The organism is Methylotenera sp. (assembly GCF_036401095.1).
Taxonomy (GTDB): Bacteria; Pseudomonadota; Gammaproteobacteria; order Burkholderiales; family Methylophilaceae; genus Methylotenera.
Genome location: NZ_DASWWA010000021.1, coordinates 41,503 through 56,455, shown reverse-complemented (window position 1 = coordinate 56,455; position 14,953 = coordinate 41,503). Strand labels below are relative to the sequence as shown.

The window sequence follows — 14,953 nt, the reverse complement described above, 5'->3', positions numbered from 1 at the left end:
GTTACGCTCATTTATTTGTCAACTATCTGCCTAGCGCATCCCCAAGGCCTCGGTTGGCTCAGTAAAGGCAAAACCTAAGGCGCTGGCCACTGGGAGATTCGTCACTTTGCCTTGATGAATATTCAAGCCGTTTCTTAAATCTGCATCATCGCGCAACGCCTGTAAACCATTGTCCGCCAATGCAATCACATAAGGCAAGGTGGCATTATTCAGCGCATAAGCAGAAGTGCGCGGCACAGAGCCCGGCATGTTTGCTACACAATAATGAATCACTCCATCAACGATATAAGTAGGTGCATCATGTGTGGTGGGATGAGCTGTTTCACAGCAGCCACCCTGATCAATGGCTACATCAACAATTACACTGCCGGTCTTCATGCGCGCTACCATTTCTCGAGTAACCAGTTTAGGTGCGGATGCACCCGGAATCAAAACTGCACCGATTAATAAATCAGCCATCATGCAGTGTTGTTCAATCGCAGCTGCGGTTGAACATACCGTGTGCAAGCGATGTCCGAATTGTTTTTGCAACTTACGCAGCACCTCAATATTACGGTCTAGCACCGTTACATTAGCGCCCATACCCAGTGCCACATCAATCGCATGCAGCCCCACTACCCCGCCACCGAGCACGATTACTTGCGCTGGCGCCACACCGGGTATGCCACCCAGCAATACACCCAAGCCACCATGCGTTTTTTCAAGGAAATATGCACCGGCCTGCACCGCCAGCCTGCCTGCCACTTCAGACATTGGAGCCAATAATGGCAGCCCACCTTTGCCAGTCACCGTTTCGTAAGCAATGCAGGTTGCGCCAGAGTCGATGAGATCGCTCGCCTGTTGTGGGTCTGGCGCGAGATGTAAGTAAGTAAAAAGCATCTGCCCAGCCTGCAGCCATTGCCGCTCCACAGCTTGCGGCTCTTTGACTTTAACAATTAACTCAGCGCTTTTAAACAGCTCTTGCGCAGTAGGTATGATGGTGGCGCCAGCCGCTACATAATGCGCATCTGAGGCACTGATACCGATACCTGCGCCAGCCTCCACCACCACCTCGTGGCCGCGCGAGACTAGCTCACGTACGTTTTCTGGCACCAAGCCTACGCGGTATTCTTGGGCTTTGATTTCTTTCGGTACGCCAATCAGCATGAGCTAACACTCCCAATCACTTTTTTAATGACACGACCAACAGTCAAAACGCACGGATTAAGTGCTAATGAACTGATTATGGGTGATTATTTATATAATAACCAGCTTACCTATACTTAAAAATAAAATCGCTTTCTTAATCGGGTAAGCTTCATGTGCAAATAGCATGGCGTAATTCTCTAGCTGAGTTTTATATTGCGAAGCTACCGCCTGAAGCTCAATCTCTGCGATATCCGGCGCTAAACTCACTGATTTGTAATCAATAATCCAACGGATACCATCCTCTACAAAGGTTCGGTCTATCACATAACTTTTCACTGCATCTTGCTGACTATGCGTAATGCCTAGCTCGGACTCGGCATCTGGTCTGGCTTGCAGTACCCACTGACCATCCGCACTGTTTAGTGTTTGCTGCAATATGCGCTGTACCGCCGCAGTAGCATCACTAGCCGCCGCTACTGCGTGACCCCGCTGACGCAACCAATGCTGCATAGCAGGTTCAAGCGTTGCAAGACGTGCTGTCGTCCAGTGTGATACGCCTTGCTGCGTAATCATCTCCATATAACGGTGCGCCAAGGTGCCTGTGTCTGCATCCAAACTACTATGATAGCTAGGCTTTACATTAGCTTTAGCATAGCTAGGCTGTGCTTTGTTTGCCTGTAGCACTGAGGGCACGGCCGGCTGTAGCAACCTTACCAACTGTGGCGTAAAGTTTGCAATATCATCTTGTACTTGCTGCTGAGTTGCCAATTGCGGGTCAGACTCAAACACTGGGGCAACGCTCGCCCATAGCAAATCCAAATATGTATTTTTAGTCGGGCTAATTTCCCCCTTGGCGTTCTGGTTGGCAATTCCAAACAGGTGTAGCTTGCGCTCTACCCGCGTTGCCGCCACATAAAGTACACGTGCTGACTCATTAGCATCACGCGCCTTTTCACGTGACTCTAAATAATCATATGGGCTCACTTTATCTTTATCGCGCGCACCTTTAGGAATATAAGGTGCAGCGAGTAGCTCATGGCTGTCATCTGTTTTCACCTCTTCCCACAGTACTAAAGGTTTGTCGGTATTATTGCCACCGGTTGGTGCACCTAATCCTAAAAGAATCACGGTATCAAACTCCAGCCCTTTAGACTTATGTATCGTCATCATTTGCAGGTGCTCGCCGTGGCTATCTGGTGCGGCAAACAGCTTGGTAATTTCACTTTCCATGCGTTCTGGTGAAAACTGGTTACTACGGTCCAGGCCATCTAAACATGCAAAAAATGCCTGCACATCTACCACATCTGCCGCATCCCACAAGCAATCCGTACCGTTTAGCATCAACCAAATGCCTCTAATCCAGCGGCTCACGCTCATACGACCCTGACTTGCATAAGACTCAGCCAATACCTCACGTATATGTAGCAGGCGCACTTGCCCGTCTGTAGATAAACCGCTGACAACGTCATTATCTTGCATCAGAGACCAAATAGTACGCTGATGGTCTCGCCCAGCCAGCTCATATAAATCATTCAAAGTTAAGCCACACCAGGGTGCTCGCAAAATAGCCAGCCAATGCACGCGATCTGCGCGATGGTGCAATGCATGCATAAGGGAGAGCAGGTCTTGCACAATCTGCCTGCCTTCTAAAGCCTCAATATCTACAGCCTGAAACGGAATATCTTTGTGATCACGTCGTAGCTGGCTCACCAGATGTGATAAGTGTTTTTTGGACCTGACTAGTACCGCAATTTTTTGCTCTGGATGTTGGCTGCGTTCCTGTTGAATAATACGGATCACGGCCTCTGCCTCGCGCTGCGCTGCGGCTTCGTAGCTTTCGTCCGCCTGCTTAATCAGCGGATGCACCACCACGCCAGCCTCAGGCATCTCCTGCTTGGTAGCGATAAATGAGCGGTATTGAATCGCTCCCTTTGTCACTTCATCTTGCATAGGGAATATCGGCGCAAAGGTCTGATTGATCCAACCAATAATGGCCGGGCATGAGCGATTATTACGGTACAACTGCAATCGTTCTAAGTAGATATTGCCTATACCGTTCAGTGCCGCATCAATAAACAAGCCCACGTTGGCTTTACGAAAACGGTAGATGGACTGCATCGGGTCACCCACGGCAAACAAAGTACGCCCATCATCAAACTGCCAGCCCAGCGTTAACTGCTCTATCAATGCTACTTGGCTAGGGCTTGTGTCTTGAAACTCATCTACTAATAAATGCTGAATTTGATAATCCAGCTTTAGCGCCAGCTCTGTAGGCTCACCAAAATGGTCCGACAATGCATGAGTGGCACGCTGTGCAATCTCTACAAAATCCACCTCGCCTGCACGCTGAAACACCAGCCACAACTCAGCAACCGCTAGCGTGAGTAGTTTAGATAGCGTAGTAATAATTTGCCAGCTTGCATTTTCGTTACTTAAATCAGGTAAGGATTTAACACGATATAAAGCAGAAGTATCCTCAACAGCGTGAATAATCTCCATCAATGCGCTTTTCTGCGCACGGCCTTCATCTGTGGCTGGGAAACCAATTTTTACATTCAAACCACCTTCTTTACGTGGCTCCCCGGTCGCGGTCAGTAATAAATCGGCTACAGCACACCACATTGGTAATGCCTCTTGCTTTTGTGCTAGTGGCGTTTCCCAATCCACCAGTAAGGCGATGGAATGATCGCAAGGCAAATTTGACGCAGCAAAACGTGCGGTGGGCATTAACAAATGCTGCAATCTAAATGGTACGGCTTGTGCTGCGACTTCCAGTTCCTGCTCTACCAGGTAACGTAAAGTTTGCTGCAATTGCTCTGCATCCACTTCATGCTGGGCATGATGCAACCACTGATCGCGCTTTTCCAGCATTTTAATCAGCAGATTTTTAAGCTGATTCATATCGTTATCAACATAACGTAACGCTGTTTTCACTAAATCGCCATGCTCGGTGCCGTTCACCAAGGCAAGCGCCTGCTCAGCGGCTTGCCCATACAACACGCCGGCATCGGTTGTTACCTGTGTCTGCGCGCCAAAGCGGCTCATTAGTGGCATCTGCCGCGCCAAATGGGCGCATAAGCTATCAATCGTAAAAATACGTAAACGCGACGGATTTTCAATCAACTGCCAGTTTTTTTGGCTAGATTGCTGTAGCGCTTTTAAGCTCAAATCATAAGTAATTTGCTTATGTGGCTGCGTGGGCATTTCTTTGCTGTCAGCTTTCAATAGGCTATCCAAAATACGCAAGCGCATTTCTGCCGCTGCCTTATTGGTAAAGGTGATTGCAATAATCTCTTCCGGCGCATTGACTGTTTGCAATAACTTTAAATAGCGCTGGGTAAGCAGTTCCGTTTTCCCCGCGCCCGCTGGTGCCTCTACAATAAAAGAAGATAAATCCAGCGCGCGTAAACGGTTTTGCGCGTCAAGTTCCAGCACTTCTGCCGCGTTATGGTTGGCTTGGTTTACGCTCATTCAACACCACCTTGTGCATCTGCAGCCTGAAACCGTTCAAATTGCAATTGACGCTCAGGTAGCCTTAGCAGTGTTGTTACTTCGCAATACATCAGATCAGACGCATCACTAAAATGCGTTGCCGCTTCACCGGCTTTAAGCTCCAGCGCAATGTCCTCAATAGACGCTTTCCAATGGTTTAACAAATGTGGCCAATCTACAAAATTTTGGGTAAAAGCAGGTTTACGCTTAGCTTGCTCAGCCTCAAAGTTAACCTCGCCCACCCCGGTAAACGCATGATCAGCAGTTTTCACCATACCAAAGTAGATACCCGCAACAGGATTAGTGTTATCAGCATAAAAACTGGCATAGATGGGTAACTGCGGCTCAGTAATGCGGTCTTCGCCCCAGTTTTTGGTTTTAGGTGTTTGCCCGGTTTTATAATCAATAAATTCCAAACCACCATTTTCCAGCTGGTGCACCCGGTCAATTTTCAAGGTCACTTCAATCCCGCAAATCTGCACGATTTTGGTCACTTCACAACCGACCATCTTAAACACTACGCCACGATCTTTTTCAAACTGCAGCCAGTCACCAACCAGATTAAACAGCCGCTCATGCTCCAGCTCAAGTATGGCAGCAGAGGCAATATCAGTGCTAGCGGCAAACTCTTTTAAAGTTAAGCTCACCGCCTGTTTTAACGCCAAAGCGAAATCATCGGCACTCATATCGCGTAAATCGGCAAAGTGGCGCTTAACCCAAAACCGCTCCAGTACGTCATGCACCAATGAGCCGCGCATGATGCTATCTAAACCGCTGGTGGGTACTTTGAGTGCTTTCGCCCCTAGCCTATACTGATAAAAAGCCCATGCAGGACAAATTGCCTGTGCTTTCAGCAAGCCTGTGCCTCCCGAAACGTGATCGCCCTCTTGCACAATTGGCGCCATGCGGTCATCCATATGCACTAGGGTTTCATGTGCTTTCACGCTTAACTGTTCTGCTAAGGTTTCAGCCAAGCGTACGTCAGCATCTGGCATTGGTATATTTTGCATCAATGGAGATGCGCGTAGTTGGCTTTCGCCTGATGTACGACTGCTTGAGAAAGTAATCTGCCGTGCGGAATGCAATAAGCGCTGATGTATCGTTGCCGCAAAGGTTGCCTGAATACTGTCATCCGCATTGGGCAAACCTGCTAAGCGCTGAATAAACGCTGGCAACAATGGATTCGGGCGCGCAGGAGGCGGCCAGATATGGTCATTCATATGCATGCACCAAATCGCATCGACGGGCGCACTCAGCCCCTCCATAATCCCCAATATCTGAATCGTAGGCGTTTGTTCAGTTTCTGGCTGAAACACTTGGCTGGTACAGATTTGCTGCAAATAAGCCACAGCCTGATTGGCAGAAATACGTCGTCCCAACACGTCAAGTTGTGCAAGTTGCTGCAATGCCTTCTGCCATGCATTAATCGCCTGATACTCCAAACTGCTGATAGTGCGCTCACCAGGCCAACCTAAATGCTCAAGCAACGCATCCAACACCTCGCCCCATTGCGCAGCGCGCGCCAACTTGCTAGGCACTGCGGTTATCACAGCGTTGAGGTCATGCAACAACTGCGGCAGGTTCAAGCCATCGTCCTGCTGCTTTTGTGCAAATGTAATAAAACTAGCCAGTGTGAACTGCGCAGGCAGCTTTTCACGCATTCTTGCGTCAAGCAACGCACGTGCATCTGCTTCTTGCTGGCTGGCAGACCAAAATGGAGAAAGCAACATGGCAGAAACATCTGCATAGGCTAATTGGTACGATGTCACCAACCGCAACAATTGTAATGCAGCCTGCACAACAGGCTGCTGCGCCAACGGCGTACCTAAAGAAAAGTTATAGTGGCGAGGTAGCGCAGCCAAGCTTGGACGCACACTTTCAGGGTAAAACACATCATCCAGCAAATCCGCCAGCTGATTCCTCACCTCGCTCAAGCGTGGTGTCACTATCGCAATCACTGCATTGGGATGTGCTGCCAAATATTGTGCCGCCCATGCCACCGCAGCACGGCACTCGGCATCGTCGTGCTCTAGGCACACATGCTGTGCCTGCGCAGCCTCGCTGGCAATGGTAACGTAATCTTCAACCTGCACACCGCATTGCATTAGAATCTCACGCAAGCGCTTCTCTTGTGGCGCAGTTTGGTCAAACCCCGCAAACGAAATTCTAGATGGCAGTACACTGCTTGCGTCAGCCAACTGGGATAATTGCCAATCTAAATAACGCACACTTTCAAGAGCATTTAACTCACTGCATCGCGCCTGAAACGCCTGCTGCCACAATAAAAACTGGCGGCATTCGTCTGCCTGATGCTCAGTTGGCACATGCAAATGCCAAGCCACCACATAGCGGTTGGCCTCCATCGCGGCTTTAGCTAGGCCTGAAACATCAAACAACTCACCAAAGGCGTTTCTTTTCAGTGATTGCGTAATCACCTCTTCCCACAACAACTGCTCATTAAAGCCACTTAATGCATAGGGTGATCGCTGCGCTGCAATCGCGCCAGTGAGCAAACTTTCTTCAATGATATGCTCCAGCCATTGCGATAAAGTCTGCACCTTAGGGCTATGCCACTGTCTTTGCTCTGCCTGCAAGTGCTGCTGTGCGATGTCGGTTTGAATACTGCGCGCCAATCGGGCGGATGGGCAAAGGATTAGCGTCTTTAAAGTCATTTCACAATTCTATTGGATTATTTGTAATAGGCAAATAAAATAGGTGCACTCACAACCTAAAGCCTGAAACGAACCATGTTAACTCGACTGCAAAAAATATTGACTTACTTCACCTTGCTGGTACTGGTTCCTTGCGCGCTGTTTGCGCTTTACACCTGGGCATCATTAAGCTGGGTTTACTCCTCTGGCGAACGGGCGGGCTATGTACAAAAGCTCTCGCAAAAAGGTTGGATATGCAAAACTTTTGAAGGCGAGCTCATTTTAGTTTCCATGCCCGGCACACAAGCGGAGAAGTTCTTTTTTACCGTCAGAGATGCCAGCGTGGCAAAAAAAATCAACACAACTGTTGGCGAACGTGTGCGTCTAATTTACGAAGAACATAAAGGCGTGCCCACTACCTGCTTTGGCGAAACCAGCTTTTATGTCAAAGATGTGCAGCTACTAGACGAAACTAAAGCGAACAAATAGTTACTCATGGCCGCTACCGACGAAAAGAATTACATCACCCCTGAAGGCTTTGAAGCGCTTAAGGCAGAGTTTCATCAGCTGTATAAAATAGAACGCCCAGAAGTGGTACGCACGGTTTCATGGGCTGCCGGTAATGGAGACCGCAGTGAGAATGGCGACTACATATACGGCAAACGACGCCTGCGCCAAATTGACAGCCGCTGCCGTCATTTAATGCGGCGCATGGATTTAGCCGAAATCGTAGATGCTAGCCAACAGCAGCATCTAGAAAAAGTATATTTTGGCGCTTGGGTCAGCTTATACAACTTGGACGACGATACCGAACACACTTATCGCATTGTAGGTAAAGACGAGCTAGAGCCAAGCAAAGGCTATATCAGCTGGATATCGCCTTTGGCAAAGTCACTATTGGGTAAGTCTATCGGTGATACCGTGCGCGCCGCCACGCCCAAAGGTGAAGCAAGCTTCGAAATCGTCGAGATTAAATACTAGCCGCCATGATCTACCTCATTATTAAATATCTGCTAACGGCATTAGCGATTGTTGTTATTTCAGAAACGGCTAAAGCTAGCGACAAACTGGGTGGCTTAGTTGCCGCACTGCCTTTAATCACCATCATCAGCCTGATTTGGCTCTACATTGAGCAGCAACCTACCGCTAAAATTGCCAATCATGCCTATTACACATTTTGGTATGTCATCCCAACTCTACCTATGTTCCCGCTATTTGCATGGATGCTGCCAAGATTTGGGTTCTGGCCTACACTACTCAGCTGTATATTCGTCACCGCACTGCTGTTTTATGGCTACGCGCAATTACTAAAAATCTTCAATATTCATTTGCTGTAAATTCATATGGCAATAGATAAAACTTGGGATATATTCTGCAAAATAGTCGATAACTTCGGCGACATAGGCATCTGCTGGCGCTTGGCCAAACAATTACGCAGTGAGCACCAGTTAACAATCCGCCTATATATTGATGACCTACATATTGCCAACCAACTAATTCCAGCCATCGACACCTCGTTAGAGCAACAATCCATTGAAGGCATTAGCATCATTGCTTGGCATGCGGATACCAAGTTTCAGCCTGCCGCTCCTGTGGTGATTGAAAGCTTTGCCTGTGAGCTACCGCCAAACTATCTAAACACCATGCAGCCCAGTACGGTGTGGATTAACCTAGACTATTTATCGGCTGAAAGCTGGGTGGATGACTTTCATGCAAAAAGCTCGAAACGCGGCGCATTAACGCGTCACTTCTTCTTTCCCGGTTTTACCCCCAGCACCGGCGGCTTGCTAAGAGAGTACGACATTGTTAAGGAGCAACAATCACTCGATAAAGCAGCTGCTCATCAGCAAGACTTCTGGCAAAGCTTAGGCTTGGCGCCCAGCCCCAACGTAAAAGTCTCTTTATTCTGTTACCCGCATGCACCGATCTCTGCCTTATTATCGGCTATGGCACAATCCAGCCTGCCAATCAGTTGCTACGTGCCTGCCAGCAGCATTTTGTCTAGCGTTGCTGAATTTTTTGGCCAAAGCACACTGCAAATTGGCGATACACTTACCAAGCAAAACCTTACGTTGCATGTGATTCCATTTCTAAGCCAAAGTGACTACGACAAACTACTAGGCTGCTGTGACATTAACTTTGTACGCGGTGAAGATAGCTGGATACGTGCCATCTGGGCAGGCAAACCGTTTATCTGGCAACCTTACCTCCAAACAGAACAAACACATATTAAAAAACTGCATGCATTCTTAGATTTATTTTATGCAGATTGTGCAGCAACCACAAAAGCAGCTACATTTAACTTGCACAATGCATGGCTATCAGAGCAAATACCAGCGGGAATATGGCAGGATTATTTAAGCCAGCTCAATCCGCTCAACGCCTACAACAGGCAGCAATCTAATGCACTTGCGCAGCAAACTGATCTATCCACTAAGTTGGTGATTTTTAGTGAAAAGATCATAAAAAATATATTTGGAAATAAGGTATAATGCGCGATTTTACGCATTTAGAATCTAAGGCACCCTATGAAAACAGCACAAGAACTCCGCGCCGGTAACGTGATTATGGTGGATAACGTTCCACTGGTCGTAGTAAAAGCAGAATACAACAAGTCAGGCCGTAGCACTGCTGTTGTAAAAATGAAATTCAAAAACTTACTGACAGAAGCACCTAGCGAAAGCATCTACGGCGCTGGCGATAAGTTTGATGTGATCGTACTTGAGAAAAAAGAAGTGACTTACTCATACTTTGCTGATCCAACTTATGTATTCATGGATGCAGATTACAACCAATACGATGTTGACGCAGAGTTCATGGAAGACGCATTACCATACATTGAAGACGGCATGCCTGCTGACTTGCGTTTCTACGATGGCAAAGCAATTACTGTTGAATTGCCAACTACAGTGGTACGTGAAATCACCTACACTGAGCCAGCAGTTAAAGGCGACACATCAGGTAAAGTAATGAAACCAGCTAAAATCGCATCAGGTTTTGAGATTTCAGTACCTTTATTCTGTGCGCAAGGCGACAAAATCGAGATCGATACACGTACTGGTGAATACCGTAACCGTGTAATGAAATAATTTTTCAGCTATCTCCAGATAGCAAAAAAATTTAAAAAGGGAGCAACTCGCTCCCTTTTTTTATGACTAAGCAAAGTAAATAGCGTTAATATAGTAATCACAATAAGTAAAAAGTCATGGGGATACAATAATGAATGACAAACAATTAGTCGCACTACGTGCTGCGCAGTATGTACAAAACGGCATGCTGGTTGGCTTAGGTACCGGCTCAACTGCAAACTATTTCATTGAAGAACTCGCCAGACTAACACATGAACAAGGCTTACGATGTACCACCATTGCAAGCTCCACTATCAGCGCGCAAAAAGCGCAGTCACTACAATTACCTATCGTGGCACTAGAGCATGTGGCAAGCATAGACCTCTATGTTGATGGCGCAGATGAGATCACCCCCGACAAAACTTTGCTAAAAGGCCGTGGTAGCGATTTAGTCAAAGAAAAACTGCTTGCCAAAGCTGCTACTAAGTTTATTGCAGTGGCCGATGCAAGCAAACTGGTTAACCATATTGGACAAAACTTCACTATCCCGATTGAAGTCATCCCCTTTGCCTGGCAAATGGCAAAAAAGAGCTTAGAAGCGCTAGGCGGCGTGGGTGACCTGCGCTCGAATGCTGCAAAAGATGGCTTCTGGATCACCTCGCACGGCAGCTATGTACTGGATATGAAGTTTGATGCAAGCATCGACGCTAGCGCCCTTAACGCCCTACTTAACAATACCCCGGGTGTTGTAGAGCATGGTATTTTCCACCAGCTAGCCGATGTTATTTTAATCGCCCAAGACGGCGTGGTGAGCGAGCGCTAAGTTTGATAGCCCTCTTACAAAATAAACAGTGGATACGTTTATTCACACTGGCATTGCTATGTGTGTGTTTTGTTGGCTGTAAGCCTAAGAGTGAAGTTGACCACACGCCACCTATAGACGCCAAGAAAAAGGAAATTGTGTTTGTTACGCACAATGGCCCCACCACCTATTATTTAAACAATGATAACCAGCCAGCAGGTATTGAATACGACTTAGCCACGCAGTTTGTGAATGACTACTATCCTGACTACAAAATCCGTTTTGTACTAGTCAACAGCATTAGTGAGGTAATTCCAACTCTACTAAAAGGTAAAGCGCATATTGCAGCTGCCAGCCTGAGCATCACTCATTTGCGTGAACATCTGGTTTTATTCTCAACGCCTTACCAAGAAACACAGCAACAGCTCATTTTTAACAATGAAATCAACAAAGAGCCGGGTAACATCACCGATATTATTGGCAAAACATTGGCAGTACCCGAGGGCACAAGCTACGAAGAACACTTAGCCGTTTTACAAAAAAAGTATAATGCGCTCAAATGGCAAAGTATCAAACGCACCAATACTGAATCACTGATAGAAGAAGTAGCAGATGGTTTGCTTGACTATACCGTTGCAGACAGCCACCTAGCCGCACTCATGCAAAACTACCACCCCAACCTCAGCATTGCCATGCCCATTGGGCCTGCCGAAAAAATTGCTTGGGCTATGTCTAAAAACTCTGACCGGCAAATGCTAGCCAACATCAATAAATTTTTTGAAAAAATCAAAAAAGACGGCACATTACGTAATTTGCTAGATCGCTATTACGGTCATAACAAACGTCTCAACTCATCGGACATCACCACATTTCTTGAGCGCAGTAATAGCCTGCTGCCTAAATACGTGCACCTATTTAAACAGGCGCAGGATATTACGGGCATAGATTGGCGTTTGCTGGCCGCCGTGAGCTACAGAGAATCACACTGGGATACCTATAACACCTCGCCTACCAATGTACGTGGCCTGATGATGCTAACGGAAGGCACGGCAGACCTGATGGGCGTGACCGACAGGCTAGACCCCAAGCAAAGCATACCGGCTGGTGCTAAGTACTTGCTTAAACTTATAGACACTGTGCCTGAGCGCATTCCAGAACCAGACAGAACCTATATGGCGCTTGCTTCTTACAATATAGGCTATGCCCATGTTGAAGATGCCAGAGTGCTGGCGAAAAGATTAAAACTGAACCCTGACAGCTGGGCAGATATTAAAAAGACACTGGTATTACTCAAAAACCCTGAGTATTACACCACGCTAAAATACGGCTACGCTAGTGGCGGTGCACCTGTTATTTTTGTGGAGTCGGTGCGCAGTTATCAACGCATATTAGAAAAACACCAACCTAGCCATAACCCAGAGTTTGATGCATTCAAAATAGCACGCAATTAAGCATAGTTTGAAAAATGTGATGCAAAGCGTTATATGTAGCGGTGCAGTCAGGATTGACTGTATAGAATCTACAGTCAAAGCGGATTAAAAAGCTAGCGCATCAAAACCAATAGACTGCCTGCCATCATCACTAAACTCGCCAGCAACTTTCTGGCGATATCTTTCTCGTTAAATACACGATAACCAATCAGCACCTGTAGCACCATACCTAATTGAAACAAGGCTAGCGCATAAGCCACCAGCATGTTGGCAAGCAACAGCAAGGTAAAGTACTGCATGGCAAACACCATACCCCCTATCAGCGTAATGCTGTATAGATGCTGTTTAGTCGCACTAATTTGCTCTTTAACGCTATTGGGCAGAAAGAAATAATTACTTAATAACACCAGTGGCAGCCCGATTAGCGACCAAAAAACCATGGTTTCCAGCACTCCGCCAGCCACTGATTTTTTAAGGAAAACCGTACCCACAGAAAACAGGAAAATAGATAAAAAACGCGCCTGTACGCCTTTATCGCGCAGTAACGCAGCCACCATGCCAGATTGAGATGTGGCAGCTGGCGGCATCAAGAAGAAACTGCCTGCAATGATAAACAACACCCCTAGCAAGCCCTGTGCACTGGGTACCTCGTTCAGAAACACGATGGCTAACAACATAGACGCCACCACTTTGTACGCGTTTAATGGGCCAAACACGGACAAATCAGTTTTAGAAAGTGACAGCACTAGAAACATCCAGCCAGCAACGTCAAATAACGATGCCAGCAATACATTTAACCAAAAATCATGGTTCAGGCTGGCAAAGTTAATCGCGTAAAGTAAAGGGGCCGCGAGAAAACCAAGTACAAGATAGGTAGCTGCTACGATATAGAATGGGTGCAAACCATGTTGCGCCAATTTCTTTTGATAGACAGTGGACGCCAGAGAAAACATCAGGCGCCCAAATACATAGACGAGTTCCACTAAACTACAACAACCAAATTATCTAGAATAGCTAAAAAATCTAAGCTGTAATTACTGCCAGATTATTCATATATGGTCTTAATACTTCTGGCACGGTTACGCTGCCATCTGCGTTTTGGTAGTTTTCCAGCACGGCAACCAATGTACGCCCTACCGCTAATCCAGAGCCATTCAAGGTGTGCACCAGTTCAGGCTTGCCGCTCTCGTTACGGAAGCGTGCCTGCAATCTGCGCGCCTGAAATGCTTCGCAGTTTGATACAGAGGAAATCTCACGGTAAGTATTTTGTGCTGGCAACCAAACTTCCAAGTCATAAGTTTTAGCTGCACCGAAGCCCATGTCGCCTGTGCATAGTGACACTACACGGTAAGGCAAACCTAATGCTTTAAGAATATTCTCAGCGTGACCCACCATTTCTTCTAATGCTTGGTAGCTTTTTTCAGGGTGAACAATCTGCACCATTTCCACTTTATCAAACTGGTGCTGACGTATCATGCCTTTGGTATCACGGCCATAAGAACCAGCCTCAGAACGGAAGCAAGGCGTATGTGCGGTTAGCTTAATCGGCAGAGACTCTAAAGGCACGATTTCATCACGCACGGTATTGGTGAGGGTCACCTCAGATGTAGGGATTAAATATAGCTTACTGTCGTTGTGCGCTAATGAAAATAAATCCTCTTCAAACTTTGGCAATTGACCGGTACCGGTCAATGTTTCTGCGTTCACCAAATACGGGGTATAGCATTCTTCGTAGCCATGCTGTTCGGTTTGTGTATCCAACATAAACTGCGCAAGCGCACGATGCATCTTTGCAATCTGTCCACGCATCAGCGTAAAGCGTGTGCCGGATAATTTAGTACCGGTATCAAAATCTAAACCCAGTGGCGTACCAACATCAGTATGGTCTTTCACTTCAAAATCAAACGTACGCGGTGTACCCACTTTACGCACTTCTACGTTATCTGCCTCAGACTTACCCTGCGGCACGCTAACATGCGGCAAGTTAGGTACATTGAGCAATAAGCTTTGCAAGTCAGCTTGCAACTCAGCCAAGCGCACTTCACCCGCTTTTAACTGCTCACCCAAGCCAGCTACTTCGGCCATAATGGCGCTCACATCCTCACCTTTAGACTTAGCAATACCAATTTGTTTAGATGCATTATTGCGCTTAGCCTGTAAATCCTGCGTGTTAGTTTGCACGGTTTTACGCTCTTGCTCTAAGGCACTGAATTTAGTCGCATCAAACTCAAAACCACGTGCCTGTAATTGGCTCACTACGCCATCTAAATCATTTCTTAATGCTTGAATGTCTAACATTTAAATCCCTTAATTTTTATTCTGTTGCATGCACGCCAGCACTATACATTGCCCGCATAGGGCAGCCAATCCTGCAAGAGTTAG

General features: G+C 46.9%; 12 protein-coding genes. 7 read left to right on the top strand and 5 right to left on the bottom strand.

The genetic code is table 11. The features are described 5' to 3' along the window. Window positions 1–30: 30 nt before the first annotated feature. The 3 genes from ald to VGD82_RS10465 form a co-directional block, all read right to left on the bottom strand. Window positions 31–1,146, bottom strand: a complete 1,116-nt coding sequence (ald, locus tag VGD82_RS10475; RefSeq protein WP_331020334.1) for an alanine dehydrogenase — start codon at window positions 1,144–1,146, stop codon at window positions 31–33. Window positions 1,147–1,236: 90 nt separating this feature from the next. Beyond that, a complete protein-coding gene (locus tag VGD82_RS10470) occupies window positions 1,237–4,599 on the bottom strand; it encodes a UvrD-helicase domain-containing protein (RefSeq protein ID WP_331020333.1) in 3,363 nt (1,120 codons plus the stop codon). Then, complete coding sequence (locus tag VGD82_RS10465; protein ID WP_331020332.1) at window positions 4,596–7,292, bottom strand: PD-(D/E)XK nuclease family protein; 2,697 nt, start codon at window positions 7,290–7,292, stop codon at window positions 4,596–4,598. Before VGD82_RS10465 ends, VGD82_RS10470 begins: the two co-directional genes overlap by 4 nt. Window positions 7,293–7,367: 75 nt before the next feature. Here VGD82_RS10465 and VGD82_RS10460 point away from each other — a divergent pair, with 75 nt between their 5' ends. From VGD82_RS10460 to mltF, 7 genes are all read left to right on the top strand, one after another. Beyond that, window positions 7,368–7,760 carry a hypothetical protein gene (locus VGD82_RS10460; protein WP_331020331.1) on the top strand — a complete coding sequence of 131 codons (393 nt, stop codon included), beginning with the start codon at window positions 7,368–7,370 and terminating at the stop codon, window positions 7,758–7,760. A 6-nt stretch (window positions 7,761–7,766) separates the two neighbouring features. After that, entirely contained in the window at window positions 7,767–8,252 is a 486-nt protein-coding gene (gene greB / locus VGD82_RS10455; RefSeq protein ID WP_331020330.1) for a transcription elongation factor GreB, read from the top strand. A gap of 5 nt (window positions 8,253–8,257) precedes the next feature. Next, window positions 8,258–8,608, top strand: coding sequence for a DUF3147 family protein (locus tag VGD82_RS10450; protein WP_331020329.1), 351 nt, complete (start codon window positions 8,258–8,260; stop codon window positions 8,606–8,608). 6 nt (window positions 8,609–8,614) lie between these two features. Beyond that, window positions 8,615–9,763: an elongation factor P maturation arginine rhamnosyltransferase EarP gene (gene earP / locus VGD82_RS10445; RefSeq protein ID WP_331020328.1), complete on the top strand. Its 1,149-nt coding sequence runs from the start codon at window positions 8,615–8,617 to the stop codon at window positions 9,761–9,763. A gap of 36 nt (window positions 9,764–9,799) precedes the next feature. Continuing rightward, window positions 9,800–10,360, top strand: a complete 561-nt coding sequence (gene efp / locus VGD82_RS10440; RefSeq protein WP_135276351.1) for an elongation factor P — start codon at window positions 9,800–9,802, stop codon at window positions 10,358–10,360. A 130-nt stretch (window positions 10,361–10,490) separates the two neighbouring features. Further along, entirely contained in the window at window positions 10,491–11,162 is a 672-nt protein-coding gene (rpiA, locus tag VGD82_RS10435) for a ribose-5-phosphate isomerase RpiA (RefSeq protein ID WP_331020327.1), read from the top strand. Between the two features lie 2 nt (window positions 11,163–11,164). Beyond that, the gene (mltF, locus tag VGD82_RS10430; protein WP_331020326.1) at window positions 11,165–12,592 is read left to right on the top strand and encodes a membrane-bound lytic murein transglycosylase MltF; all 1,428 of its coding nucleotides are present in this window, start codon (window positions 11,165–11,167) and stop codon (window positions 12,590–12,592) included. Between the two features lie 92 nt (window positions 12,593–12,684). On the opposite strand, the gene VGD82_RS10425 is transcribed toward mltF, so the two are convergent. Then, complete coding sequence (locus VGD82_RS10425) at window positions 12,685–13,554, bottom strand: DMT family transporter (RefSeq protein WP_331020325.1); 870 nt, start codon at window positions 13,552–13,554, stop codon at window positions 12,685–12,687. Window positions 13,555–13,594: 40 nt separating this feature from the next. Beyond that, on the bottom strand, window positions 13,595–14,869 hold the full coding sequence (gene serS, locus VGD82_RS10420) for a serine--tRNA ligase (protein WP_331020324.1): 1,275 nt from the start codon (window positions 14,867–14,869) through the stop codon (window positions 13,595–13,597). Between the last annotated feature and the right edge of the window lie 84 nt (window positions 14,870–14,953).

Coding starts and splice junctions, on each gene's coding strand:
- ald (WP_331020334.1), bottom strand. CDS start 1,146: ATGCTGATTGGCGTACCGAAAGAAATCAAAGCCCAAGAATACCGCGTA.
- VGD82_RS10460 (WP_331020331.1), top strand. CDS start 7,368: ATGTTAACTCGACTGCAAAAAATATTGACTTACTTCACCTTGCTGGTA.
- VGD82_RS10470 (WP_331020333.1), bottom strand. CDS start 4,599: ATGAGCGTAAACCAAGCCAACCATAACGCGGCAGAAGTGCTGGAACTT.
- VGD82_RS10465 (WP_331020332.1), bottom strand. CDS start 7,292: ATGACTTTAAAGACGCTAATCCTTTGCCCATCCGCCCGATTGGCGCGC.
- greB (WP_331020330.1), top strand. CDS start 7,767: ATGGCCGCTACCGACGAAAAGAATTACATCACCCCTGAAGGCTTTGAA.
- efp (WP_135276351.1), top strand. CDS start 9,800: ATGAAAACAGCACAAGAACTCCGCGCCGGTAACGTGATTATGGTGGAT.
- earP (WP_331020328.1), top strand. CDS start 8,615: ATGGCAATAGATAAAACTTGGGATATATTCTGCAAAATAGTCGATAAC.
- serS (WP_331020324.1), bottom strand. CDS start 14,869: ATGTTAGACATTCAAGCATTAAGAAATGATTTAGATGGCGTAGTGAGC.
- VGD82_RS10450 (WP_331020329.1), top strand. CDS start 8,258: ATGATCTACCTCATTATTAAATATCTGCTAACGGCATTAGCGATTGTT.
- rpiA (WP_331020327.1), top strand. CDS start 10,491: ATGAATGACAAACAATTAGTCGCACTACGTGCTGCGCAGTATGTACAA.